Below are 23,113 nucleotides of genomic sequence, written 5' to 3'. Positions count from 1 at the left end.
GAAGGGCCGGCCCAGGGTTTCGTCCAGGGTGAAGGATTCGACCGACAGCAGCTCGGCCGGCAGTTCGGCGATCTTCAAACGGTAATGATTTGAAGGCTGACTATTCAAAGGCATGGCAATTTCCTTTATTTAAAAACAGCGCATGTCAATGGCGATTCAGCCATGTTTAAACGTGGGTGTGAATCAGGAAAAGTCTGAAAATGCCGAGAAATGCTTGAGCTCAATCAAATGCGGCTCATTGGATGAAGTCAGGCGGTTTTGCTTGCTTGGCTTATAAAATAAATTTATTAATTATCTGTTTTATGAGGAAAAATAAAGCGGGTTGTTTGGGGGGGAGGGCTTGAAGCTGGGCCTGCGAGGGAGCGGGAAAAAAGCGGGCGCCGCAAAGCGACGCCCGCTGGAGACTTGATGACTTATTTGACGCTGACGCCGCTGAACTGGTAATCGCCGAAGGGGCTGATCTTGAAGCCGTTCACTTCCTTGCGCATCGGCTGATTGATGATGGAGTGGGCGATGGTGGTCCACGGCAGATCGCGCTTGAAGAGGGTTTGCGCCTGCGAGTACAGCTTGGCGCGCTCGGCCTGGTCGTTCAGGGTGCGGGCCTTGATGATCAGCGCGTCGAACTCCTTATTGCAGTAGCGCGAGTAGTTGGAGCCGTTCACCGCCTCGCAGCTGAGCAGCACGCCCAGGAAGTTGTCCGGGCTGGCGTAGTCGCCGGTCCAGCCCATCAGGCCGGCGTCATGCTCGCCGCGCTTCATCCGCTTCAGGTATTCACCCCATTCATAGGACACGATCTTGGCCTTGACGCCGATCTTGGCCCAGTCGGACTGGATCATCTCCGCCATCAGCTTGGCGTTGGGGTTGTACGGCCGTTGCACCGGCATCGCCCACAAGCTCAGCTCGAAGCCGTTGGGGTAACCGGCCTTGGCCAGCAGCGCCTTGGCGGCGGCCACATTATAGGGCGCGTTCTTCAGGCTCTTGTTGTAGGACCACAGCGAGGAGGGGAAGGGGTTGCTGGCGGCCTGGCCCTGGCCCTGGTAGACCGCGTCTATGATGGCCTGGCGGTTGATCGCCATGTCCAGCGCCTGGCGCACCTCGCGCTTCTGGAACTGCGGCTTGTCCAGGTTGTAGCTGAGGTAGCCGATATTGAAACCGGGCGCGGTCAGCATTTTCAGCTTGGGATCAGTCTTCATCACCGCCAGATCGCTGGGGCGCGGATAGGACATGATCTGGCACTCGCCGGCCTTCATTTTCTGGTAGCGCACCGAGGGATCGGTGGCGATGGCGAACACCAGATTGTCCACCTTCACCGCGCTCTTGTCCCAGTAAGCCTTGTTGCCGGCGTAGCGGATCTGGGCGTCCTTCTGGTAGCGCTTGAAGATGAAGGGGCCGGTGCCCACCGGTTTCTGGTTGATGTCGGCGGCGCGGCCGGCCTTGAGCAGCTGCTCGGCGTATTCGGCGGACAGGATGGAGGCGAAGGGCATGGCGATCTTGATCGCCAGGTCGGCGTCCGGCGCTTTCAAGACGAAGCGCACCGTCTGCGCGTCCACTTTTTCCACGGCGCTGACGTTGCTGGCCAGGCCGGTGTCCACCGCGTAGGGGAATTCCGTGTTGTAGGCTTTGCGGAAGGGGTGGTTCTTGTCGAACATGCGCATGAAGGTGAACACCACGTCGTCGGCGTTGAAGTCGCGCGTCGGCTTGAAATAGTCGGTGGTGTGGAACTTCACGCCCTGGCGCAGCTTGAAGGTGTAGACCTTGCCGTCCGGCGAGGCGCTCCAGGAGGTGGCCAGGCTGGGAATGGCCTTGGTCGAGCCTTTCTCGAAACCCACCAGGCGGTCGAACAGCGCGTGGCCGGCCGCGTCGAAGGTGGTGCCTGAGGTGAACTGGGCGGAGTCGAAGCCGTCCGGGCTGGCTTCGGAGCAGTAGACCAGGGTGCCGGCGGCCTGGACGGAGACGGCGAAAGCGGCGCAGCAGGCCGCGGCCAACAATTGCGGTTGGATCTTTCTCATTGCTATTTCCCTATTTGCAGAGCGGTGAAGGGCGCGGACGCCTTCTTCATGAGTGCTTGGCAGGCCCTTGGGGGCTTTCTATTTGTTCATCTGTCCGATTCCCGCCGTTTTGGCGGCCCGGCATGCGTTTGGGATGCCCGTTTGATGCCGGATTCAAGCGACTAAGGCGGGAACGGAAGACCCTGCCAGCATATAGATTGTTGTCCCGGCGTCAATCGTGCGCTGCGGCGTAAGCGCGCCCGCATTTGAGATTTTCGTTTCGACGAGCTGGGCGCATTTTAAGAATGATATTTAAAAACAGTTATTTGTGTCAGTTTTCAGGCGTTTCTGCATTGCGGCGGCAGGCATAAGATAGGGAGGCCTGCAAAAGGGCGTTTTTGTTTTCTCTTAAGCCAAGGAGAGCCAAATGCAAGCCAGCACGCAAGAAGCGGTGGTTGTGGTCAAACCCCGCAATCCGCGTCCGGTCCTGGTGCCGGTCCACTTGTAATCGGGTAGGAACGGGGCCGCCGTTTCAGGCGCAAAGCCCTGGGCCGATCCGGATTCCGCGCCGCCGGCTTGCCGGCGGCCGCGCTCATCTTTAAGAGGAGACTCCTTTGTGTCCCATCCGTCCGATCTTCGTTTTTGCCTGAACGGCGATGTGATTTCGCAATCGCCGCTGGTGGTCAAAACCGCCGGCGACGAGGAATTGGAGATTTCCGCAGGCCTTGCCAGCACGGAGGAGGTCAGCGCGCTGATGGCGCGCCTGGCCGGCGGCTGCAGCCAGCGGGACGCGGAGCGCCTCCTGCCGCGCCAGTCCGCCGACGAGGTGCGTCGTTTGCTGGTCAGCCTGGAAAACTACGGCGTGATCCGCCCGCTGGCGCCGGCGCGCGGCAAGACCGGGCTGGAAGTGCTGCTGGAGGTGGAGGACCTGTCCAACCGCCTGCTCTACCAGACGCTGTACCGCAATCCGTTCTGGACCCATTGCCAGAACGCCAGCCAGCCGGGGGATATTCCGGAGCGGGTGTTCCACGGCATGGTGATAGAGAACTATCACTTTTTGTTCCGCGAAAGCTATTTCGACGCGCCGGTGCTGTCCTATGTGCCCAATACCCAGGCGCGGCTGGCGATGAACGCCTTCTTCGCCGAGGAGTACGGCCACGACGAGCTGCTGCTGCAGGCCTTGAACCGCATCGGCATCAGCCGCGAGGATCTGGCGCACGCCGTGCCGCTGCCGCAGACCATGGCGCTGTGCAACGCGCTGGCCTATTGGTCGCACAACGATCCGCTGTTCTTCTTCACCACGCTGGGCATTTTGGAAGGCAAGGACATCCGTCAGGACTCCTTCCTGGACGCCGCCTACCGGCTGGGCGTGGACGCGGATTTCCTGCGCCCGGTGAAGGCGCACTCGGACATCAATCTGAAGGGCGAGCACGGCAGCCTGACCCGCAAGATCTTCGCGCAGATCCCGGTGGTGGATCAGGAAACGGCGCGGCGCCTGCTGGCGCAAACCCATTTGTTCGTCGAGCTCTACGACGCTTTCTACAGCGCGGTCTGGCGGCATTATCTGCACGCCGACACCTTGCTGCGCCGCATCGAGCATTACTGAGGAGGCATTATGCACGGCCCCGGCACCCATGATCTGTTTCGTTACCCGGCGCTGCGGCCCGGGGTGGAAATCCAGCCGCAGGACGGCGGCGTGGCCCTGCTGTACCGCGAGCAGTCCTGCGATCTGCAAGTGGCCGACGAAGGGCGGCTGCAATTGCTGGCCCTGCTGGACGATCTGCAGCGCGCGCCGGCCAGCATGTCGGCGCTGCGCGCCGCCCATCCGGAATTGGCGGGGACGATTCCCGGCCTGCTGGAGGAGTTGGACCGCCTGGGCCTGGTGACCGAGGCCAGCTTCGAATTGCCGGACGACGCGCTGTCCGGTTGCGAGTTCAACACCCGGCTGCGCAATCTGGCGCAAAGGGCGATGCGCAAGCGCGGCCATTCCCGGCTGTACGGCATGCTGTCCGACGGCAGCGCGCCGCGCAATGTGCTGATCGGCTACGCGCTGGAGTATTACTACCTGGTGCGCGCGGCGCCGGGCCTGATCGCCTCCGCGCTGTCGCACGCGGACAGCCGGCAGAACCAGCGCAGCATCCAGCGCTTCCTGGTGTCGGAGCTGGATCACGATCAGATGCTGGCCGAGAGCCTGGCCAGCGTGGACATGGAAGTGGAGGGTCTGGACCATCTGCAGCCCCTGCCGTCCACCTTCGCCTTGTGCGCGGCCTTGGGCGTGTTCGCGCGTCAGCATCTGCTGTCGTTCAAGAGCGTGTTGTTTCTGTTTGAGATGCCCGGCGACGAGTTCAACCGCGCGCTGGTGCGCTGTTGCGAACGCGCCGGACTGGACAAGGGCTTTTGGGAGCCGCTGCTGCGCCACGCCTACCTCAACGATACGCTGGGGCACGACGACATCACCTCCGAACTGCTGCAGGACATCAGCGCCATCAGCCGCGAGGAGCAGCTGGTGGTGGAGAAAAACCTGGTGCTGACCATAGAAACCATGGCGCTGCAGGACGAGGAAATCGTCGATTACTACAGCCGGCCGGACGCCTTGATGCCGCGGCTCTATTTGTAATCCCCCGCAGTAGTCCTCGAGACGGCAGCCAAGGAGAGAACGATGGAAGCCTGGCAAGTCACTCATTATCGCGCGCCCCACCTGGTGCCCTTCAGCGCCCATCTGGCCGACGACGGCCAGACCGTGGTGCTGGCGGCGGACGCCAAGGAGTATGAAATCCAGTTTTCCGGCGTGGACGGCGGCCGGGTGCTGGACAGCGTGCTGGCGATGGCCAATCCGGACGCGGAAATCTGGTTCGACATCCACGCCGGATCGGCGCCGTCCTGGCAGCTGTCGCTGGCGGAACAGCTGGACGCGCTGTCGCTGATCCGCGACGCGCCGGCGGACCCGGCGGCGCTGGAGCGGCAGCGCCGGCAGTGGGAGGCGCTGAGCCGCCGCTGCGTGGACAAGTTGTTGGCGGCCACCGCCGGCGCGGCGCGCGGCGCTTACGCGCCGGTGGTGCTGAACATGCTGCGCCTGCTGGACGAGCCGGCGCCGCAGGCCGACGCCTTTTGCATAGACGAGGCGGGCGCGCCGGAGTGGCGGGACAATTTCGCGCTGCAAACCTTCTATCTGCAAAAGCTGTACCTGGCCGACAATCTGCCGCAGGCGCTGACGCTGTGGCGGCGGGTGCTCAACGGCTTCGCCGACGGGGCCGGCTTCGTCGGGCTCAGCCGCCGCGAGGCCGGCGCGGCGGAGATGCCGGCCAGCGAAGGCTTTTACTGCCCGGCGCATCTGGAAGCCTATGCGCTGTGCCTGGTGGATCTGCTGCTGCTGGCGCCCAAGCCCGAGGCGCGGCGGCGGCTCCTCCGCCGCGAGCCGGCCTCGGCGGTGGACAGCGGCGTCAACTTCATGCGCCGCGCCGAGCAGTTTGCGCTGGACGGCCTGGCCGAGCTGGGCGAATCGCGCTATGTGCGCAGGGTGAACGCCGACGACGCCGGCTTCGGCCCCCTGGTGCAAGGCCTGTTCATCGAGCAATACCACGTCACCCAGCGCTTCGTGGAAATCATCGCGCCGCTGATGACCAAGCGGCTGCGCAGCCCGCTGAAGCAACGGGTCTACCGTTATTTCCAGGAGGAGCTGGGCCACGAAGTCTACGAGCGCGCCACCTGCGAAGCGCTGGGCGTGCCGCCGGCCTGGCTGGACCAGGCGCTGCCGCTGCCCTTGTTCCAGGCCTATGTCGACGCCTTCACCGTGCTGGGCCGTTACGACCCCATCGGCTATCTGAGCTCCATCATGGTCACCGAGGGCATGTTGGGCGTGGACAATCCGGTGCACGAGCGGCTGGAGTCGCTGGTGGAGTTCCGCGCCGATTACCAGCGCGTGGCCAAGCGCCACGACGATTTGAATCTGGAGCTCAACCACGCCGCCTTGTCCCGGCTGTTCTTCCGCGAAATCAGCGCCTTGTCGCCGCGGACGCAGCAGCGCGCAGAGGCCAATCTGGCGTATCTGCTGGAGCTCAATCTGCGGGCGATGGACCAGGTGGCGGACTTCTACGGTCCGCAGGCGCAGCTGGCCGTCTGCTCGCTGGACGGCTATGCCGTCGCCGGCTGAACGCGCGGCGACGCAAGCCGCCTACGCCGCCAGCGTCAATCCGGCCTGGCTGGAAACGCTGAGGCAGTGCGGGCTGGACGCCCGGCCGCTGGAGGCGGAGGGCGCTTGGCTGCGGCTGGAGGACGGCCGGCGCTGGCTGGACTTCGTCGCCGGCTACGGCGCGGCGGCGCTGGGACATCGCCCGCGGGCGCTGCTGTCCGGCCTGGCGGAAGACCTGTTCGATCCCGCGCCCAATCTGCATCCGCTGGGCTTTTCCGGCCTGGCCGGCGATCTGGCCGCGGCGCTGCTGACGCTGGCCGGCTTCGCCGACGGCAAGGCCCTGTTCGCCAGCACCGGCGCGGAGGCGGTGGAGGGCGCGCTGAAGCTGGCGCGGATGGCCGGCGGCCGGCGGCGCGCCTTGAGTTTCGACGGCGGCTTTCACGGGCTGACCCTGGAGGCCACCGAGCTGGCCGGCGGCGATTTCTGGCGGCAGGGCCTGCCGCGGCGCGAGGACTGCGCGGTCTTGCCCTGGGGCAATCTGGCCGCGGCGGCGGCGGAGCTGGCGCGCGGCGACGTGGCCGCGGTGCTGCTGGAGCCGGTGCAGGGCAGCGCCGGCGCGCGTGCCTGGCGCGGCGAGGATCTGGCCGAGCTGGCCGCCTTGTGCCGCCGCCACGGCGCGCGGCTGATCTACGACGAGGCGCTGTCCGGCCTGGGCCGCTGCGGCGCCTGGTTCGCCTATCAGGCGCTGGGCGCGCCGGCGCCGGACCTGCTGATTGTCGCCAAGGGCCTGAGCGGCGGCGTGCTGCCGGTGTCGGCGCTGCTGTTCCGCCAAGACATTTACCAGGCGGTGTTCGCCCGGCCCGGCTGCGCCAAAATCCACGGCTCCACCTTCGGCGGCAACCGGCTGGCCTTGAGCTGCGGCCTGCGCATGCTGGAGCTGTTGCGCCAGCTGGACGCGCCGGCGCGGGCGCGGGAGAGCGGCAGGGCCTTGCGGCGGCGTTGGCGGGAGGCCGGGCTGGAGGGCTTCGAGTTGGAGGGCCAGGGCCTGATGCTGGCGCTGCGCGCCGGTCCGGCGGCGCAAGACCGGCTGGGCGAGGGCGCCGCTGGCCTGCTGTGGCTGCAATTGCTGCAAGAAGGCGTGCTGACGGTGCCGGCGGCGCACGACGCCGCCGCGCTGCGCTTGCTGCCGCCCTTGAACGTGGCGGAAGCCGAGTTGGACTTTTTCCTGGAAGCCTGCCGGCGCGCCATCGCCGCGCTGGAACAAGAGGCGACGACATCATGAAGATACGACACGTATTGCTGGCGGTGCTGGTGGCGGCCATCTGGGGCCTGAGCTTCATCGTGGTGAAGATAGGGCTGACCGAGTGTCCGCCGCTTTTGCTGGCGGCGCTGCGCTTCGTGGTGGTGTTCGCGGTCGGGGCCTGGTGGTTCACGCGGCCGTCCTTGCCCTGGCGCTGGTATCTGCGCGCCGGGCTGTGCCTGGGCGTGATCCAGTTCGCCGGCCTGTTTTCCGCCATCAAGCTGGGCATGCCGGCCGGCATCGTGTCGGTGCTGGCCCAGTTGCAGGTGTTCATCACCTTGCTGCTGGCCAGTCTGCTGCTGGGCGAAACGCGCTCCCGGCTGCAAAAGGCGGTGATGGCGCTGGCGTTGCTGGGCGTTTTGCTGCTGGGCTACGCCCGTTACCAGGACGCCTTGCCCTTGTTGCCGCTGGCGCTGGCCTTGATCGGCTCGGCCGGCTTCGCCTGGGGCAATGTGGAGCTCAAGCGCGCCGGCAAGGTGGACATGTTCGCCTTCACCGTGTGGATGAGCCTGGTGCCGCCGCTGCCCCTGCTACTGCTGTCCTTCGCGCTGGAGGGCGGACCGGCGGCGGCCTGGAGCGCCGTGGCCGGCTTCGGCTGGACCGCCACGCTGGCGCTATTGTTCCTGGCCCTGGTCGGCACCCTGTTCGCGCTGGGCAGCTGGGGCAAGCTGCTCAGCCTGTATCCGGCCACGCTGGTGGCGCCGTTTTCGCTGCTCAGCCCGGTTTTCGGCCTGCTGGGCGGCTATTGGATCCTGCATGAACATTACGACGCGCTCAGCATCGTCGCGTCGGCCTTGATCGTCGCCGCGCTGGCCTTGAACACTTACGCCGGCAAACTGGACGCCGCGCGCGGCTGGCTGGCCGTCCAACTGAACAAGAGGACCGCGCCGCGATGAAGGAGGCAGAACTGGAGATTTCCACCGACAAGCACCGGCTGGACCTGGCGCTGATCCACGCCTTCTTGCACGATCACGCGCCCTGGGCCAAGGGCATTTCGCGCGCCACAGTGGAGCAGGCCATCGCCGGCTCGCTGTGCTTCGGCGCCTATCTGGACGGGCGGCAAGTGGGCTTCGCCCGCGTGGTGACCGATCTGGCCACCTTCGGCTATCTGTGCGACGTGTTCGTGACGCCGGAGCACCGCGGCCGCGGCTATGCGCGGCAGCTGATGCGCGGCGTCGCGGCCGAGCCGGCCTTGGCCCGGCTGCGTCGCATCGTGCTGGTGACCTCCAACGCCCACGCGGTCTACCGGCCCTTCGGCTTCGCCGCGCTGGAACACCCTGAGCGTTATATGGAGCTGCACCGGCCGGATGTCTACCAGGGCTAGCCGGTCAGCGCGTCCAGAGACTCCGGCAAGACCTGGCCGCCGTCCACGATCAGGGTCTGGCCGGTGATGAAGCCCGCCTCCTTGCTGGCGAAGAACAGCGCGGCGTTGGCGATATCGTCCACGCTGCCCAGCCGCCGCAGCGGCACCGCCGCCGCCATCTTGTCCAGATAGTCCTCGCCCAGCTCGCGCAGCCCCTCGGTCAGCACATTGCCCGGCATCACCGCGTTGATGGTGATGTCGTCGCGCGCCAGCTCCAGCGCCGCGCTGCGCATGAAGCCCAGTTGCGCGGCCTTGCTGGCGCCGTAATGGCTCCAGCCGGCGTAGCCGGTGACCGGGCCGGTGATGGAGGAGGTCAGGATCACGCGGCCGTATTCGGCCTGGCGCAGATAGGGCAGCGCCGCCTGCACGCAAAGGAAGTTGCCGCGCACATTGGTGTGCTGCACCTGATCCCATTCCTCCGCGCTCATGCTCTCCAGCGGCGCGGACGGGAAGATGCCGGCGTTGCAGCACAGCACGTCCAGGCCGTTGGACGCGGCGGTGTCCGCCAGCAGGCGGGCCACGTCTTCGGGACGGGCCACGTCGGCGACGCGGCCGACGGCGTTCAGGCCGTCGGCGCGCAGGCGGGCCAGCGCGGCGTCCAGCTTGTCCTGGCTGCGGCCGCTGATGGTGACGCGCGCGCCGGCGCGGGCGAAGGCCCGGGCCAGGCCCAGGCCGATGCCGGCGGTGCCGCCGGTGATGAGAACGTTTTTGTCTTGAAGCGGGGTCAACATGATGAATCTCCTTGTGGGGGATGGCGATGTCGATGGCGTTAGCGCAGCTCGGGATGGCCGCGCAGCCGCTCCGCCATCAGTTCGATGAAGGCGCGGGTCTTGGCCGAGGCCAGCCGGCCTTCCTGATGCAGGATGTGGATGGGCTGGCTGGCGTCGTCGTATTCGGCCAGCAGCGGCCGCAATTGGCCGGCGGCCAATTGCGGCGCCACTTGATAAGACAGCAGGCGGGTGACGCCGAGTCCGGCCGCGGCGGCGGCGATGGCCGCCTCGTTGTTGCTGACGGTGAGCCGGGGTTTGAGGCGGACGCTCAGCGGCTTGCCGCCGTCGCTGAAGCGCCATTCGTGGCAGGAACCCACGCCGCGCGAGGCGATCAGCGCGTGGCGCTGCAAATCCGCCGGGGTGAGCGGAACGCCGCGCTCGGCGAGATAGGCCGGCGACGCGCAGACCACCCGCCGCACCTGGCCGACGCGCAGGGCGCGCAGATTGGAGTCCGGCAGTTCGCCGATGCGGATGGCCACGTCCACGCCTTCTTCCAGCAGATTGACCACCCGGTCCAGCAGCAAGGCGTCCACCGTCACCTCGGGATGGCGGCGCAGGTAGTCGTTGATGCCCGGCATCACGTAGCGCAAGCCGAACAAGGCCGGCGCGGTGACGGTCAGCAAACCGCGCGGCGGCGCCTTGCCGCCGGAGGCGGCTTCGTCCGCCTCGTCCGCGGAGGCGATCACCCGGCGCGCGTCCTCCAGATAACGCTGGCCGGCCTCGGTGACGCGCACATGGCGGGTGCTGCGGTTGAGCAGACGGGCTTGCAGCCGCGTCTCCAGCGCCGCCACCGCGCGCGTCACCGCCGGCGGCGACATGCCCAGCTTGCGCGCCGCGCCGGCAAAGCTTTCCGCTTCCGCCACCGCGATGAATACGGTCATCAAGTGCAATCGATCCATGTTTTTGCCGTGATTGTTGCAATGGGCGAAACAGCGCATTGTGGGCTGGGGGCGGGAAGGGGGCAAGTGGCCGTTGGGACGGCGCCGCGCGCGTACCTTATAGGGCGGAGCGGCGGAGCGCGGCCGGCTTATCCATTTGGTTTGACGTGAACGGAAAGAAATAAAGCGTTTTCAATGCCTTGTCCTTGTCTGTCAAGTGCGGCGAAGTACATTAGAAAATTTGCATGTTCGATACAAACAGTGTTATAACTTATTAGGTTTTTCATCAGGCGCACACCGCGCCACTCAAAATCGACGGTTTCGCGCCGTCGAGCCTCGCCTTAAACGCACCTCATGTCCGGCCCGCGCCGGACGTCTATTTACTGGCAGCTCTCTAGTTGTCGCGATCATTACAGCGGATCGCCGTGGCCTTGCCGGCCATTGCTTTCGCCAAGGAGGACGCAGATGCACAAAAGAGCGTTTAGCAAGCGCAGCATGATCGGGCTGATCCTGGTCGCCGTAGCGGCGGCGGGATTGATTTACGGTGTAAGCCCAGCCGTATGGACCGAGTACCGGGAAGATCTGATCTACCTGGGCCGGCAGCATCTCTATCTGGTGGGCGTCTCCATGGCGCTGGCTCTCGCCGTGGGCCTGCCCAGCGGCGTGCTGCTTAGCCGTCAGCGGCTGCGGGGCAGCGCCGAGCACTGGATGCAGATTTTCAATATCGGCAACACCCTGCCGCCCATGGCGGTGCTGGCGCTGGCGATGGCCTTGGTCGGCATCGGCGACGCGCCGGCCATCGTGGCGCTGTTCCTGGCGTCCTTGCTGCCCATCGTGCGCAATACCTACGCCGGCCTGGCCGGCTTGCAGCCGGCCTTGCTGGAGGCCGCCGACGCGCTGGGCATGACCCCGCGTCAACGGCTGTGGCGGGTGGAGCTGCCCAACGCCTTGCCGGTGATTCTGACCGGCGTGCGGGTGGCGCTGGCGCTGAACGTGGGCACCGCGCCGCTGGCCTTCTTGATCGGCGCCAGCAGCTACGGCGAACTGATCTTCCCCGGCATCTACCTGAACAACCACACCGCGCTGCTGCTGGGCGCCGGCGGCACCGCGCTGATCGCGCTGACGCTGGACCTGACGCTGGCCGGCCTGGGCCGCCTGGCCGCCGCCCGCGGCCTGGCCTGATTCGAACCCCCTTGTCGCCCGTTCCGGCGGGCGCTCGCACGGAGGACCCCTATGACAAAAGCACTTTCCTTTTCGCCCTGGCGTCGGCTGGCGCGCCGCGCGCTGACGCTGGCGGCCTTGCTGACCGCCGCGCCGGCCTTCGCCGCCGGCCTGGTGCTGGGCAGCAAGAATTTCACCGAACAGCATCTGCTGTCCGACATCACCACGCAGTACCTGGGCAGCAAGGGCTACCAGGTCACGCAAAAGCCGGACCTGGCAACGGTGATCCTGCGCAACGCGCTGGAAAACCGCCAGCTGGATCTGGTGTGGGATTACACCGGCACCGGCCTGATCATCCATCACGGCATCCAGAAAAAAATGAGCAACGAGGAGGCTTACGCCACGGTCAAGAAGCTGGACGAGCCCCTGGGGCTGATCTGGCTGAACCCGGCTCCGCTCAACAACACGTATGCGCTGGCGATGAAGCGCGTGCGCGCCGAAGCCGAGGGCGTGCGCACGCTGTCCGATCTGGCGCGGCGGGTCAATGAAAACAACGGTTCGTCCAAACGCTGGCAGCTGGGCTTCGACATGGAGTTCGCCGGGCGTCCGGACGGCCTCAAGCCGATGCAGCAGCTGTACGGCATGGAATTGAGCCGGCCGCAGATCCGCCAGATGGACCCGGGCCTGGTTTACAACGCCATCCGCGACGGCTTCGTCGACGCCGGCCTGGTCTACACCACCGACGGCCGCGTCAAGGGCTTCGACCTGGTGGTGCTGCAGGACGACATGGGCTATTTCCCGGCTTACGCCGCCACGCCGGTGGTGCGCCGCGATACGCTGGAACGCAACCCCGGCCTGGCCGAGGAACTGAACAAGCTGGCCGCGCTGCTGGACAACGACACCATGTCCGAGCTCAACGCCAAAGTGGACATCGAACACCGTCCGGTGAAGGAAGTCGCCAGCGAATTCCTGCGCCAGCGCGGCCTGATCTAAAGGAGGCCGCATGGAAACCCTATTGCAAACCTGCCAGTTCATCTGGCAAGACCTGCCGCAAATCGCCGCCTTGGCGGAACAACATCTGAGGCTGGTGGGCATCGCCGTCGGTTTGGCGGTGGTGCTGGGCGTGCCCCTGGGCGTGCTGATCGTCCGCTTTCAGGCGCTGGCCGGCCTGGTGCTGGGCCTGGCCACCGTGGTGCTGACCATTCCGGCCATCGCCTTGTTCGGCCTGATGGTGCCGCTGTTTTCCATGATCGGGCAGGGCATCGGCGCGGTGCCGGCCATTACCGCCGCCTTCCTGTACTCCCTGCTGCCCATCGTGCGCAACACCCACACCGCGCTGACCCATCTGGAGCCCGGCGTGAGAGAAGCCGGCCGCGGCCTGGGCCTGACCTTTTGGCAGCGCCTGCGCTGGGTGGAGCTGCCGCTGGCCACGCCGCTGATCTTCGGCGGCATCCGCACCGCGGTGGTGCTGAACATCGGCGTGATGGCGATTGCCGCCATCGTCGGCGCCGGCGGCCTGGGCACTTTGATATTGCACGGCATCAGTCAGAGCGACATTCGCAAGCTGATCGCCGGCGCGGTGGCGGTGAGCGTGCTCGCCGTCGCGATGGATTGGTTGTTGCTGCGCGCTCAGCGCGCGCTGACCCCGAAAGGAATTCGTTGATGATTGAACTGCAAAATCTCTGCAAGCAATTTACCCAGAAAAACGGCCAGGTCTTCCAGGCGGTGGACAAGGTCAATCTGCACGTGCCGGAAGGCGAAATCTGCGTGCTGCTGGGCCCGTCCGGCTGCGGCAAGACCACCACTATGAAAATGATCAACCGCCTGATCGAGCCCACCTCGGGCAAGGTGCTGATCAACGGCGAGGACACCGCCGGCATAGACAGCGTGACGCTGCGCCGCCAGATCGGCTACGTGATCCAGCAGATCGGCCTGTTCCCCAATATGACCATCGAGGACAACATCACCGTGGTGCCGCGGATGCTGGGCTGGGACAAGAAACGCTGCCGCGAGCGGGCGCGCGAACTGATGAGCATGGTGGCTCTGGACCCCAACCGCTTCTTGCAACGTTATCCGCGCGAGATGTCCGGCGGCCAGCAGCAGCGCATCGGCGTGATCCGCGCGCTGGCTGCCGACGCGCCGGTCTTGCTGATGGACGAGCCCTTCGGCGCGGTGGACCCGATCAACCGCGAACAGATCCAGAACGAGTTCCTGCAAATGCAGCGCCAACTGGGCAAGACCGTGATGCTGGTCAGCCACGATATCGACGAAGCGATCAAGCTGGGCGACCGCATCGCCGTGTTCCGTCAGGGCCGCATGGTGCAGTGCGCCGGCTCCGACGAGATCCTGGCGCGGCCGGCGGACGATTTTGTCGCCAGCTTCGTCGGCCAGGACCGCACGCTCAAGCGTTTGCTGCTGGTGCAGGCCGGCGAGGTGGCGGATCAGCAGGAAACGCTGACCGCGCGGCTGGATACGCCGCTGGCGGCCGCTTACGGCCTGATGGACGACAACGACCTGATGCACCTGACCGTGGTGGACGCGGACGGACAGCCCTTGGGCTTTGTCCGGCGCCGCGACGCGCGCGGCGCGGACGGTGTGTGCGCGGACAAGATCAAGCCGGTGAGCGTGACCGCGGCGGCGGGCGAAAACCTGCGCGTGGTGCTGTCCCGCCTGTACGAGCACAATCTGACCTGGATGCCGGTGCTGGACGACGACGGCCGCTACAACGGCGAAGTGTCGCAAGACTACATCGCCGGCTATCTGAACTCGGGCCGCACCTCGACGCGCGGCGCGCGTCAGCCGGCGGGCTGAGGCGGGAAGGGCGGAGAGTCAGACCGATGGCTCTCCGTCGGCCGGGTCCGCTTCCGGCGAGTGGCTCAACAAATCTCCTGGCTGGCAGCCCAGCTGCCGGCACAGCGCGTCCAGCGTGTCCAGGCGCAGGCTCTTGACCTTGCCCAGCTTCAACAGCGACAGATTGTGCGGCGTGATGCCGATGGCCCGCGCCAGATCCTTGGATTTGATCTTGCGTTGCGCCAGCATGACGTCCAGCGTGATCACGATAGCCATGCCGGTCTCCCCAGGGTTTTTAATGTCTTTTCCAACAGCGGCTTACAGGCTTATGTGGGGAAACATACTCCGCTACGCCGTCCTGTGGCAATGCGGACGGTTGCGTCCGCGCTGAGTAGTTTTACCTATGGGCAAGCGGGGTGGACGGACCTATGTTGGTAGGGCGGTGTTGCGTATCCACTGCGCTCGCGATGCGGGCGGCGGCGGCGAAATCATCGCGACGCGGTAATTAATCATTGTTTTCGTCTGTTTGCATCGAAATCGGCGGACGCACGCGCGGCCCGGCTTCGCGCCGCGCTTGTCGAACCCGGTTCCGGCTCCTTATAGTGATGGCCATGAAGATGTTCAGCGCCGCGGCGACAGCGGACAAAGAGGGGCTCTTGGCATTTTTTGCGGCATATGGCCGCGCAGGAAGTGGAGGACGCGGACCATGGCGATCCGGACAGTAAGCGAGTTGCGCAAGCGGGCTGCGGCCGGCGAAACGCTGGATTTTCTGTTTTTCTGGGGACACAGGCCCAAACACGAGGACGGCGTCTGCAAGAGCTGCCTGAGTCAGTGGTTTCCGGTGGGCTTCGAGCTGGACGGCGTGAGCTACGCCAGCGCCGAGCATTATATGATGGCGGAGAAAGCCCGCTTGTTCGAAGACGCGGAAACCCGGGGCAGGATACTGGCCGCGGCCACGCCGGCGGACGCCAAGGCCTTGGGCCGCCAGGTGCGCGGCTTTGATTCCGCCTTGTGGCAGCAGCGCTGTTGCGAGGTGGTGATGCGGGGCAATCTGGCCAAGTTCGAGCAAAACCCGGCGCTGGGCGATTTCCTGCGCGGCACCGGCGACGCCATCCTGGTGGAGGCCAGCCCGGTGGACTGCATCTGGGGCATAGGCTGGGCCGAGGACGACCCGCAGGCCAGTCTGCCGGACATGTGGGACGGCAGCAATCTGCTGGGCTTCGCCCTGATGGAAGTGCGCGAACGCCTGCGTTAGCGCCTGCGGACGACATTAAAAAAACCCTGCCGGTTTCGGCAGGGTTTTTTGTTGGGCGGAGCCGCTTACTGCTGCTCGGCGTGGTAGGCGGTGACGCGTTCCACTTCTTCCTTGGAGCCGAGGAAAACCGCCACCCGCTCGTGCAGCTTCTGCGGCTGGATGTCCATGATGCGCTGATGGCCGTTGGTGGCGGCGCCGCCGGCCTGTTCCACCACGAAGGCCATCGGATTGCCTTCGTACATCAGCCGCAGCTTGCCGGCCTGGTCCGGGGTGCGCGCGTCGCGCGGATACATGAAGATGCCGCCGCGGGTCAGGATGCGATGCACCTCGGCCACCATGGACGCCACCCAGCGCATATTGAAATCGCGGCCGCGCGGACCGGTGCTGCCGGCCAGCAATTCGTCGACATAGCGTTTCACCGGCGCATCCCAGTGACGCATATTGGACATATTGATGGCGAACTCGCCGGTGCTTTCCGGCACTTTCATGTCCGGGTGGGTCAGCACGAAAGAGCCTTGTTCGCGGTCCAGCGTGAAGCCGTGGACGCCGCTGCCGAAGGTCAGCACCAGCAGGGTTTGCGGGCCGTACACGGTGTAGCCGGCGGCCACTTGCTCGGTGCCCGGCTGCAGGAAGGCGCCCTCGGTGGCGTGGTCAATGCCCTGCGGGCAGCGCAGGATGGAGAAAATGGTGCCCACCGAGATGTTGACGTCGATATTGGATGAGCCGTCCAGCGGATCGAACATCAACAGGTACTCGCCCTTCGGGTATTCGCCGGGGATGTGGTAAGGCAGCTCCATTTCCTCGGAGGCCATCGCCGCCAGGCTGCCGCCCCATTCATTGGCGTCCAGCAGGTAATCGTTGGCGATCACGTCCAGCTTTTTCTGCGCCTCGCCCTGGATATTGCCGGTGCCGGCTTCGCCCAGCACGTCGGCCAGCGCCCCCTTGTTCACCGAATAGCTGATGGCCTTGCAGGCGCGGCCTACGGTTTCGATCAGCAGGCGCAACTCAGGCGGCAGCGTGCCGGCCTTGCGTTGCTGTTCGATCAAAAAGCGGGAGAGGGTGATGCGGCTCATGGCAATCCTTAGCTTTGGGTGGGTGCGCGAAACAAATGCTCGATATGCCGGCATGAGCCGGCTTGACCGCCACATTATAACGGATAAGCGAGTTGCGGTCGTCATGCCCCCGGGGGCGCGAGGGCGGGCGGAAATCGCAGGCAGGCGGCGCGTGGAACGGCTATGAATAAAATCGGGTTCACGCGGTACGGGGAAAGACCATGGCTAAGGTTTTATTGACGCTGCTATTGCTGCTGGCGGCCTGGCAGGCGCGGGCCATCACCATCTACACCGAAGACTGGCCGCCCATCACATTCCAGCACAACGGCGTGCCGGACGGCATGGCGGTGGAAGTGGTGCGCGAGATCCAGACGCGCATGCACGACAACAGCGCCATCGACGTGGTGCCCTGGGCGCGAGGCTATAAAGAGCTGCTGACCACGCCGGGGGTGATGCTGTTCACCGTGGGGCGCAACGACACCCGGGAAAAACAGATGACGCTGCTGGGCCCCATCGCCATCTCGCAGACCGTGCTGCTGGCGCGCAAGGGCGAGGCTGCCGGCCTGCTGGCGCTGGGCAATGGCATTTATCACCGGCCGGTGGGCGCTTACCGCGGCAGCATCTTCGCCGACGCGGCGATCGCGGCCGGCTTCATCGAGGTGGATCTGGCGCCCACCCCGCAGATCACCGCGCAGAAGCTGCTGGTCGGCCGCTACGATATGTGGTCGGAAGGCGGCTTCGTCGTGGCCTCGGTGCTGAAAGACATCCACCAGCCGCCGGAGGCGGTGGAAGTGGTGCGGGTGCTGGAAACGCTGGAACTCTACCTGGCGTTTTCGCGCGGCACCTCGGCGGCGGAAGTGAAGCGCTGGCAGACCGCCTTCGCCGCCGTCAAGAAAGACGGCAGCTTCAAGCGCATCTACAACAAATGGCTGCCGCGCGACGCGGCGCCGATGGAGCTCAAGCTGATTGGCCTGCCCCCCGGTTCCGCGCGTTGATTCAGGTGGCCGCGTCCGGGCGGACGGCCTCGCCCTCCAGCCAGCGGCAGAAGGCCGCGACGGCGGCGTCCTCCGCCGCCGCGCGCGGCGCCACCCAGCAGTAGTCGCGCACCGTGGCCACCGGCGCCGGCAACGGCGACAACAGCACGCCGGCGTCTATCTGCGCCTGCGCCATCGGCATCGGCCCCAGCACCACGCCGAGGCCGTCCATCGCCGCCTGCAAGGCCAGCGAGAAACTGTCGAAATGCATGGCGCTGGCCGGCTTCAGCTCCGGCACCCCGGCCAGGGTCAGCCAGCGCTGCCAGGCGGTGGGGCGGGTGTCCGCGTAGAGCAGGGTATGCCGCGCCAGATCCGCCGGGCTGGCGATGGGCGCGGCGGCCAGCAGCGCCGGACCGCACAGCGGCAGCTCCCATTCCTTCAGAAAGGGCTTGGCGATGTGGCCGGGCCAATCGCCGGGGCCGCGGCGGATGGCGATGTCGAACGGACTGTCCAGCCGGCTGATGTCGCGGTCCGAGGTGGCCAGATGCAGCTCCAGCTCTGGAAACTGCTCGCGAAAACGGCTCAGCCGCGGCAGCAGCCAGTGCATGGCGAAGGTGGGCGTGGAGTTGATGCTGATCCGGCGGCGGCGGTCCGCCTGCAGCAGCTGGGAGGTGGCGTTGGCGATCAGATCCAGGCCGTCCTGCACCTGCACCAGATAGCGCCAGCCGGGATCGGTCAGCTTGACTCTGCCGCCGCTGCGCTCGAACAGCGGCACGCTCAGCCAATCCTCCAGCTGCTTGATCTGCTTGCTCACAGCCCCGTGGGTGACGAAGAGTTCGCCGGCGGCGGCGGAAAAGCTCTCCAGCCGGGCCGCTGCCTCAAAAATACGCAGGGTGTTGAGAGGGGGGTAAGTGCTCATGCTGTGATTTTAACTCACAATCTATGTTGCGATAACTCGTTTGAAAGCGGACGGCTAACAGCGTAATCTTCAGGCATGAAATCAAGGCCGCCGCCCGGCGTTGCGGCGCGGTCTTGATGGCCGCAGCCATAGCCTTACCTCATTGTCCCGCAGCGTCGGAGTCCCGGCCTTGCCGGGGACGCTGCCAACAACCCAAGCCATAAAGGTCAAAAGTCATGCTGGAAGCTTACCGTCAACACGTGGCCGAGCGCGCCGCGCTGGGCATCCCGCCGCTGCCGCTGTCCGCCAAGCAGGTGGAAGCGCTGGTGGAACTGCTGAAAAACCCGCCCAAGGGCGAGGAAAGCACCCTGGTCGAACTGATCACCCATCGCGTGCCGCCGGGCGTGGACGACGCCGCCAAGGTCAAGGCTTCCTTCCTGGCCGCCGTGGCCGAGGGCGACGCCCAATCCCCGCTGATCTCCCGCGAGCTGGCCACTCAGCTGCTGGGCACCATGCTGGGCGGCTACAACATCAAGCCGCTGATCGACCTGCTGGACGACGCCGCCGTGGCGCAGATCGCCGCCGACGGCCTGAAGAAAACCCTGCTGATGTTCGACGCCTTCCACGACGTGAAGGAGAAAATGGACAAGGGCAACGCCCACGCCAAGCAGGTGGTGGAATCCTGGGCCAACGCGGAATGGTTCACCAGCCGTCCGGCGGTGGCCGATAAAATCACCGTCACCGTGTTCAAGGTCACCGGCGAAACCAATACCGACGACCTGTCCCCGGCGCCGGACGCCTGGAGCCGCCCGGACATCCCGCTGCATTACCTCGCCATGCTGAAAAACGCCCGTCCCGGCATCACCCCGGAAGAAGACGGCAAGCGCGGCCCGATGCAGTTCATCGAAGACCTGAAGCAAAAAGGCCATCTGGTCGCCTACGTCGGCGACGTGGTCGGCACCGGCTCCAGCCGCAAATCCGCCACCAACAGCGTGATCTGGGGCACCGGCGAAGACATTCCTTACGTGCCCAACAAGCGCTTCGGCGGCGTGTGCCTGGGCGGCAAGATCGCCCCCATCTTCTTCAACACCCAGGAAGACTCCGGCGCGCTGCCGATCGAAGTGGACGTGTCCAAGATGGACATGGGCGATGTGATCGACATCTACCCGTATGAAGGCAAGATCGAGAAGGCCGGCCAGAAGATCGCCGACTTCGCGCTCAAGTCCGAGGTGATCCTGGACGAAGTGCGCGCCGGCGGCCGCATCAACCTGATCATCGGCCGCGGTTTGACCGGCAAGGCGCGCGAAGCGCTGGGCCTGCCGGCGTCCACGGAATTCCGCCTGCCCAAATCCCCGGTGGATTCCGGCAAGGGCTTCAGCCTGGCGCAAAAAATGGTCGGCCGCGCCTGTGGCCTGCCGGAAGGCCAGGGCGTGCGCCCGGGCACCTACTGCGAACCGAAGATGACCACCGTCGGCTCCCAGGACACCACCGGCCCGATGACCCGCGACGAACTGAAAGACCTGGCTTGCCTGGGCTTCTCCGCCGATCTGGTGATGCAGTCCTTCTGCCACACCGCCGCTTATCCCAAGCCGGTGGACGTGAAGATGCACAAGGAACTGCCGGCCTTCATCTCCACCCGCGGCGGCGTGTCGCTGCGCCCGGGCGACGGCGTGATCCACAGCTGGCTGAACCGCCTGTTGCTGCCGGACACCGTGGGCACCGGCGGCGACAGCCACACCCGTTTCCCGATCGGCATCTCCTTCCCGGCCGGCTCCGGCCTGGTGGCCTTCGCCGCCGCCACCGGCGTGATGCCGCTGGACATGCCTGAATCGGTACTGGTGCGCTTCAAGGGCAAGATGCAGCCGGGCGTGACCCTGCGCGATCTGGTCAACGCCATTCCGCTGTACGCGATCAAGCAAGGCCTGCTGACCGTGGCCAAGGCCGGCAAGAAAAACGCCTTCTCCGGCCGCATCCTGGAAATCGAAGGCTTGCCGGATCTGAAGGTGGAGCAAGCGTTTGAGCTGTCCGACGCCTCCGCCGAGCGTTCCGCCGCCGGTTGCACCGTGCATCTGGACAAAGCGCCGATCATCGAATACATGACCTCCAACATCACCCTGATGAAAACCATGATCGCCAACGGCTATCAGGACGCGCGCACGCTGGAGCGCCGCATCAAGGCGATGGAGGCCTGGATCGCCAATCCGCAGCTGCTGAAGGGCGACGCCGACGCGGAATACGCGGCGGTGATCGAGATCGATCTGGCCGACATCCACGAGCCCATCGTGGCCTGCCCGAACGACCCGGACGACGTGAAAACCCTGTCCGACGTGGCCGGCGCCAAGATCGACGAAGTGTTCATCGGTTCTTGCATGACCAATATCGGCCACTTCCGCGCCGCTTCCAAGCTGCTGGAAGGCAAGCGCGACATCCCGGTGAAACTGTGGGTGGCGCCGCCGACCAAGATGGACGCCGAACAGCTGACCGCGGAAGGCCATTACGGCACCTTCGGCACCGCCGGCGCGCGGATGGAAATGCCGGGCTGCTCGCTGTGCATGGGCAACCAGGCGCAGGTGAAGGAGGGCGCCACCGTGATGTCCACCTCCACCCGCAACTTCCCCAACCGTCTGGGCAAGAACTCCAACGTCTACCTGGGTTCCGCCGAACTGGCCGCGATCTGCTCCCGTCTGGGCCGCATTCCGACCAAGGAGGAATACATGGCCGACATCGGCGTGCTCAACCAGAAGGCCGGCGAAGTGTACCGCTACATGAACTTCAACGAGATCGCCGACTACCAGGAACTGGCCGACACCGTGAAGGTGTAAGCCAAGCCATGGTTTGACGGCCTGAGCTTTGCTTGAGAAATCCGGGGCGTATCGATGGATGCCCCTGGAGATACCCCCAAGAAAATACCCCGCGCGAGCGGGGTATTTTTATTGGGCGCGAGCGGGATTCAGCGCAGCGGCATCCGATAGAACACCACTCTCTCCGTCTCCTCGAAGCCCAGCCGGGCGTGCATGCTTTGGGAGGCGAGATTGTCCAGCGGCGCGTCGGACGCCAGTTCGGCGCAGCCGCGCTCCAGGCCCCAGGCCCGTACCGCCGCCACCAGTTGGCGGGCGACGCCGGCTTGCCGGTGCGCGGGCGCGACGAAGATGCCTTCCAGAAAAGCCGCCGGGCTGCCGTCGCAGCCGTTGACGTAGTCTTGGCGGACCGCGGCGTCGGCAAAGCCGAGCGCCTGGCCGTCGTCGTCCAGGGCCAGGAAGGACGTCAGGTGGCGGGAGGCCAGGATGTGCTCGCCGTCCGCGCGGTGCGCGGCGTCGTCGTGATGCGGCCATAATTGTCGGCGCAGGGCTTGCCAGGCCGGCAGCGTCGCGAGTTCCAGTGTTCGGATGTGCATATCGTCCTCAGGGCGCGCGGCGGGGAAAAACAAGGGGCCGGCATGGCCGGCCCGGTGTGTGGTCGAAGGGGGCGCGTCAATCGACTTCGCCGCACAGCTCGCAAGGTTGATCCGTTTCGCCGTGGATGGCCAGGATGCCGACATCGCTGGCGCAGTGCTCGCAGAGGGTGAGCAAGGCTTGGGTGTTTTCCAAGGACTCTTGGCTCATGCCGCTCAAGACTTGATACTGTTGCATGTCTCAGCCTTTCATTGCTTGGATGGAGCCCGTACCCTAAACCGTTATGGCGCGGGTCGCCATACTCAGATAGGACAGGTCGGGCTGGGCGGCGCGTCATAAAAGCGTCACTGAACGCCGCCGTCGCTTATCAGGCGGTGGTCAGCACCACCACCGAGGAAATCACCACCGCCATGCCCACCCAGCCCAGCGGCTTGAGCCGCTGGCCAAAGAAGATGCGCGCGCCGATGGCGGTGCCGATGATGCCCAGCGCGCCCCACAGCGCGTAGGCCACGGCCAGATCGATGCCGCGCACCGCCTGGCCCAGCAGGGCGAAAGCCACCCAGACCATGGCGATGGCGCCGAAGCCCCAGGCCTTGTTGCGGAAGCCGTTGGATTTTTCCAGCATCAGGTTGGCGGCCACCTCGATCAGGGCCGAGGACACCACGAATACATAAAATACGGTTTTCATGCGGTTTGCTCCTGGGTTTGTTCATCGGCTTCGCCGGCCACCACGCAGGCGATGCCCACCACGGACAAGGCCAGTCCGATGATTTCCTGCGTCAGCAGCGTTTCGCCGAACAGATGGACGCCGATCAGCGCCAGGCCGGCCAGGCCCAGGGCTTCCCAGGCGGCGTAGGCGACGCCCACGGAAATGGTGCGGATGGCGAGGGACAGGAAGTAATAGGACAGCGCCAGCGCCGTCGCCATCACGCCGTAGCCCCAGTAGCTCTCGGTGCGGGCGGCGTAGGCCATGAAGGACGTGCCCAGGATTTCGGTGACGATGGCCACCAGTAGAAAGGCCCAGCCCAGCCAGGCTGGGGAAGACGATTGAGTTTGCATGCTACGCTCCTGTGATTGGAAATCCGGAAGCCACATGCGCTAGAGGCGCAACAACGCTCCGCTAAAAGCGCGGATGACGCCGTCAGCAAAGACAGTCGGTCGCT

The 23,113-nt window shown here is 65.5% G+C and carries 23 protein-coding genes; 13 read left to right on the top strand and 10 right to left on the bottom strand.

The features are described 5' to 3' along the window. Window positions 1–413: 413 nt before the first annotated feature. Window positions 414–2,009, bottom strand: coding sequence for an ABC transporter substrate-binding protein (locus QUG03_RS22045; protein WP_107799037.1), 1,596 nt, complete (start codon window positions 2,007–2,009; stop codon window positions 414–416). A 595-nt stretch (window positions 2,010–2,604) separates the two neighbouring features. Between QUG03_RS22045 and QUG03_RS22040 the strand changes: the two genes are divergently transcribed. The 6 genes from QUG03_RS22040 to QUG03_RS22015 are packed head-to-tail and all read left to right on the top strand — an operon-like array spanning window position 2,605 to window position 8,741. Beyond that, window positions 2,605–3,594 (top strand): iron-containing redox enzyme family protein, encoded by a 990-nt coding sequence (locus QUG03_RS22040; protein WP_199225850.1) that lies wholly within the window; start codon window positions 2,605–2,607, stop codon window positions 3,592–3,594. Between the two features lie 9 nt (window positions 3,595–3,603). Further along, the gene (locus QUG03_RS22035) at window positions 3,604–4,605 is read left to right on the top strand and encodes a TenA family protein (RefSeq protein WP_107799038.1); all 1,002 of its coding nucleotides are present in this window, start codon (window positions 3,604–3,606) and stop codon (window positions 4,603–4,605) included. A gap of 42 nt (window positions 4,606–4,647) precedes the next feature. Beyond that, window positions 4,648–6,138, top strand: a complete 1,491-nt coding sequence (locus tag QUG03_RS22030; RefSeq protein ID WP_488876988.1) for a hypothetical protein — start codon at window positions 4,648–4,650, stop codon at window positions 6,136–6,138. Further along, window positions 6,122–7,399, top strand: coding sequence for an aspartate aminotransferase family protein (locus QUG03_RS22025; RefSeq protein WP_500820999.1), 1,278 nt, complete (start codon window positions 6,122–6,124; stop codon window positions 7,397–7,399). Before QUG03_RS22030 ends, QUG03_RS22025 begins: the two co-directional genes overlap by 17 nt. Then, on the top strand, window positions 7,396–8,313 hold the full coding sequence (locus QUG03_RS22020) for an EamA family transporter (protein ID WP_227103205.1): 918 nt from the start codon (window positions 7,396–7,398) through the stop codon (window positions 8,311–8,313). The genes QUG03_RS22025 and QUG03_RS22020 overlap by 4 nt, the downstream gene beginning before the upstream one ends. Beyond that, window positions 8,310–8,741, top strand: a complete 432-nt coding sequence (locus tag QUG03_RS22015; RefSeq protein WP_227103203.1) for a GNAT family N-acetyltransferase — start codon at window positions 8,310–8,312, stop codon at window positions 8,739–8,741. The genes QUG03_RS22020 and QUG03_RS22015 overlap by 4 nt, the downstream gene beginning before the upstream one ends. On the opposite strand, the gene fabG is transcribed toward QUG03_RS22015, so the two are convergent. Both fabG and QUG03_RS22005 read right to left on the bottom strand, forming a co-directional pair. Further along, the gene (fabG, locus tag QUG03_RS22010) at window positions 8,738–9,511 is read right to left on the bottom strand and encodes a 3-oxoacyl-ACP reductase FabG (RefSeq protein ID WP_500820998.1); all 774 of its coding nucleotides are present in this window, start codon (window positions 9,509–9,511) and stop codon (window positions 8,738–8,740) included. The two genes, QUG03_RS22015 and fabG, sit on opposite strands and share 4 nt — an antisense overlap. Before the next feature lie 38 nt (window positions 9,512–9,549). Then, entirely contained in the window at window positions 9,550–10,449 is a 900-nt protein-coding gene (locus QUG03_RS22005; RefSeq protein WP_500820997.1) for a LysR family transcriptional regulator, read from the bottom strand. Window positions 10,450–10,893: 444 nt separating this feature from the next. Between QUG03_RS22005 and QUG03_RS22000 the strand changes: the two genes are divergently transcribed. From QUG03_RS22000 to QUG03_RS21985, 4 genes are read left to right on the top strand one after another with little or no spacing between them, the layout of a single operon-like run. Then, window positions 10,894–11,610, top strand: a complete 717-nt coding sequence (locus QUG03_RS22000) for an ABC transporter permease (protein ID WP_107799045.1) — start codon at window positions 10,894–10,896, stop codon at window positions 11,608–11,610. Window positions 11,611–11,661: 51 nt separating this feature from the next. Then, window positions 11,662–12,582, top strand: a complete 921-nt coding sequence (locus QUG03_RS21995) for a glycine betaine ABC transporter substrate-binding protein (RefSeq protein ID WP_227103200.1) — start codon at window positions 11,662–11,664, stop codon at window positions 12,580–12,582. A gap of 10 nt (window positions 12,583–12,592) precedes the next feature. Beyond that, complete coding sequence (locus QUG03_RS21990) at window positions 12,593–13,252, top strand: ABC transporter permease (RefSeq protein ID WP_107799047.1); 660 nt, start codon at window positions 12,593–12,595, stop codon at window positions 13,250–13,252. After that, window positions 13,252–14,400 (top strand): osmoprotectant ABC transporter ATP-binding protein OsmV, encoded by a 1,149-nt coding sequence (locus QUG03_RS21985; protein WP_107799048.1) that lies wholly within the window; start codon window positions 13,252–13,254, stop codon window positions 14,398–14,400. Before QUG03_RS21990 ends, QUG03_RS21985 begins: the two co-directional genes overlap by 1 nt. Before the next feature lie 18 nt (window positions 14,401–14,418). On the opposite strand, the gene QUG03_RS21980 is transcribed toward QUG03_RS21985, so the two are convergent. Next, window positions 14,419–14,655 (bottom strand): helix-turn-helix domain-containing protein, encoded by a 237-nt coding sequence (locus tag QUG03_RS21980; RefSeq protein WP_107799049.1) that lies wholly within the window; start codon window positions 14,653–14,655, stop codon window positions 14,419–14,421. A 430-nt stretch (window positions 14,656–15,085) separates the two neighbouring features. Between QUG03_RS21980 and ybiA the strand changes: the two genes are divergently transcribed. Further along, on the top strand, window positions 15,086–15,634 hold the full coding sequence (gene ybiA, locus QUG03_RS21975) for a riboflavin biosynthesis intermediates N-glycosidase (RefSeq protein WP_227108498.1): 549 nt from the start codon (window positions 15,086–15,088) through the stop codon (window positions 15,632–15,634). Window positions 15,635–15,699: 65 nt separating this feature from the next. Here the strand turns inward: ybiA and QUG03_RS21970 are convergent, their stop codons facing one another. Continuing rightward, window positions 15,700–16,707: a class 1 fructose-bisphosphatase gene (locus tag QUG03_RS21970; protein ID WP_227108495.1), complete on the bottom strand. Its 1,008-nt coding sequence runs from the start codon at window positions 16,705–16,707 to the stop codon at window positions 15,700–15,702. A gap of 200 nt (window positions 16,708–16,907) precedes the next feature. Between QUG03_RS21970 and QUG03_RS21965 the strand changes: the two genes are divergently transcribed. Further along, complete coding sequence (locus tag QUG03_RS21965) at window positions 16,908–17,681, top strand: substrate-binding periplasmic protein (protein WP_500820996.1); 774 nt, start codon at window positions 16,908–16,910, stop codon at window positions 17,679–17,681. Between the two features lies 1 nt (window position 17,682). Here the strand turns inward: QUG03_RS21965 and gcvA are convergent, their stop codons facing one another. Then, on the bottom strand, window positions 17,683–18,579 hold the full coding sequence (gene gcvA / locus QUG03_RS21960; protein ID WP_500820995.1) for a transcriptional regulator GcvA: 897 nt from the start codon (window positions 18,577–18,579) through the stop codon (window positions 17,683–17,685). Window positions 18,580–18,794: 215 nt separating this feature from the next. Here gcvA and acnB point away from each other — a divergent pair, with 215 nt between their 5' ends. Continuing rightward, on the top strand, window positions 18,795–21,380 hold the full coding sequence (gene acnB, locus QUG03_RS21955) for a bifunctional aconitate hydratase 2/2-methylisocitrate dehydratase (RefSeq protein WP_107799054.1): 2,586 nt from the start codon (window positions 18,795–18,797) through the stop codon (window positions 21,378–21,380). Between the two features lie 128 nt (window positions 21,381–21,508). Here the strand turns inward: acnB and aac(6') are convergent, their stop codons facing one another. The 4 genes from aac(6') to QUG03_RS21935 form a co-directional block, all read right to left on the bottom strand. After that, window positions 21,509–21,952, bottom strand: coding sequence for an aminoglycoside 6'-N-acetyltransferase (gene aac(6') / locus QUG03_RS21950; protein ID WP_486637235.1), 444 nt, complete (start codon window positions 21,950–21,952; stop codon window positions 21,509–21,511). A 76-nt stretch (window positions 21,953–22,028) separates the two neighbouring features. Then, window positions 22,029–22,187: a hypothetical protein gene (locus QUG03_RS21945; RefSeq protein ID WP_158274264.1), complete on the bottom strand. Its 159-nt coding sequence runs from the start codon at window positions 22,185–22,187 to the stop codon at window positions 22,029–22,031. Window positions 22,188–22,317: 130 nt separating this feature from the next. After that, window positions 22,318–22,638, bottom strand: coding sequence for an SMR family transporter (locus QUG03_RS21940; RefSeq protein ID WP_107799058.1), 321 nt, complete (start codon window positions 22,636–22,638; stop codon window positions 22,318–22,320). Further along, window positions 22,635–23,009 (bottom strand): DMT family transporter, encoded by a 375-nt coding sequence (locus tag QUG03_RS21935; RefSeq protein WP_500820994.1) that lies wholly within the window; start codon window positions 23,007–23,009, stop codon window positions 22,635–22,637. The genes QUG03_RS21940 and QUG03_RS21935 overlap by 4 nt, the downstream gene beginning before the upstream one ends. Between the last annotated feature and the right edge of the window lie 104 nt (window positions 23,010–23,113).

This window comes from Chromobacterium sp. CCUG 30098 (genome assembly GCF_059916605.1).
The sequence above is the reverse complement of the archived record's forward strand: the minus strand, read 5'-3'. Positions and strand labels throughout refer to the sequence as shown.

Coding starts and splice junctions, on each gene's coding strand:
- QUG03_RS22045 (WP_107799037.1), bottom strand. CDS start 2,009: ATGAGAAAGATCCAACCGCAATTGTTGGCCGCGGCCTGCTGCGCCGCT.
- QUG03_RS22035 (WP_107799038.1), top strand. CDS start 3,604: ATGCACGGCCCCGGCACCCATGATCTGTTTCGTTACCCGGCGCTGCGG.
- QUG03_RS22030 (WP_488876988.1), top strand. CDS start 4,648: ATGGAAGCCTGGCAAGTCACTCATTATCGCGCGCCCCACCTGGTGCCC.
- QUG03_RS22025 (WP_500820999.1), top strand. CDS start 6,122: ATGCCGTCGCCGGCTGAACGCGCGGCGACGCAAGCCGCCTACGCCGCC.
- QUG03_RS22020 (WP_227103205.1), top strand. CDS start 7,396: ATGAAGATACGACACGTATTGCTGGCGGTGCTGGTGGCGGCCATCTGG.
- QUG03_RS22015 (WP_227103203.1), top strand. CDS start 8,310: ATGAAGGAGGCAGAACTGGAGATTTCCACCGACAAGCACCGGCTGGAC.
- fabG (WP_500820998.1), bottom strand. CDS start 9,511: ATGTTGACCCCGCTTCAAGACAAAAACGTTCTCATCACCGGCGGCACC.
- QUG03_RS22005 (WP_500820997.1), bottom strand. CDS start 10,449: ATGGATCGATTGCACTTGATGACCGTATTCATCGCGGTGGCGGAAGCG.
- QUG03_RS22000 (WP_107799045.1), top strand. CDS start 10,894: ATGCACAAAAGAGCGTTTAGCAAGCGCAGCATGATCGGGCTGATCCTG.
- QUG03_RS21995 (WP_227103200.1), top strand. CDS start 11,662: ATGACAAAAGCACTTTCCTTTTCGCCCTGGCGTCGGCTGGCGCGCCGC.
- QUG03_RS21990 (WP_107799047.1), top strand. CDS start 12,593: ATGGAAACCCTATTGCAAACCTGCCAGTTCATCTGGCAAGACCTGCCG.
- QUG03_RS21985 (WP_107799048.1), top strand. CDS start 13,252: ATGATTGAACTGCAAAATCTCTGCAAGCAATTTACCCAGAAAAACGGC.
- QUG03_RS21980 (WP_107799049.1), bottom strand. CDS start 14,655: ATGGCTATCGTGATCACGCTGGACGTCATGCTGGCGCAACGCAAGATC.
- ybiA (WP_227108498.1), top strand. CDS start 15,086: ATGGCGATCCGGACAGTAAGCGAGTTGCGCAAGCGGGCTGCGGCCGGC.
- QUG03_RS21970 (WP_227108495.1), bottom strand. CDS start 16,707: ATGAGCCGCATCACCCTCTCCCGCTTTTTGATCGAACAGCAACGCAAG.
- QUG03_RS21965 (WP_500820996.1), top strand. CDS start 16,908: ATGGCTAAGGTTTTATTGACGCTGCTATTGCTGCTGGCGGCCTGGCAG.
- gcvA (WP_500820995.1), bottom strand. CDS start 18,579: ATGAGCACTTACCCCCCTCTCAACACCCTGCGTATTTTTGAGGCAGCG.
- acnB (WP_107799054.1), top strand. CDS start 18,795: ATGCTGGAAGCTTACCGTCAACACGTGGCCGAGCGCGCCGCGCTGGGC.
- QUG03_RS21945 (WP_158274264.1), bottom strand. CDS start 22,187: ATGCAACAGTATCAAGTCTTGAGCGGCATGAGCCAAGAGTCCTTGGAA.
- QUG03_RS21940 (WP_107799058.1), bottom strand. CDS start 22,638: ATGAAAACCGTATTTTATGTATTCGTGGTGTCCTCGGCCCTGATCGAG.
- QUG03_RS21935 (WP_500820994.1), bottom strand. CDS start 23,009: ATGCAAACTCAATCGTCTTCCCCAGCCTGGCTGGGCTGGGCCTTTCTA.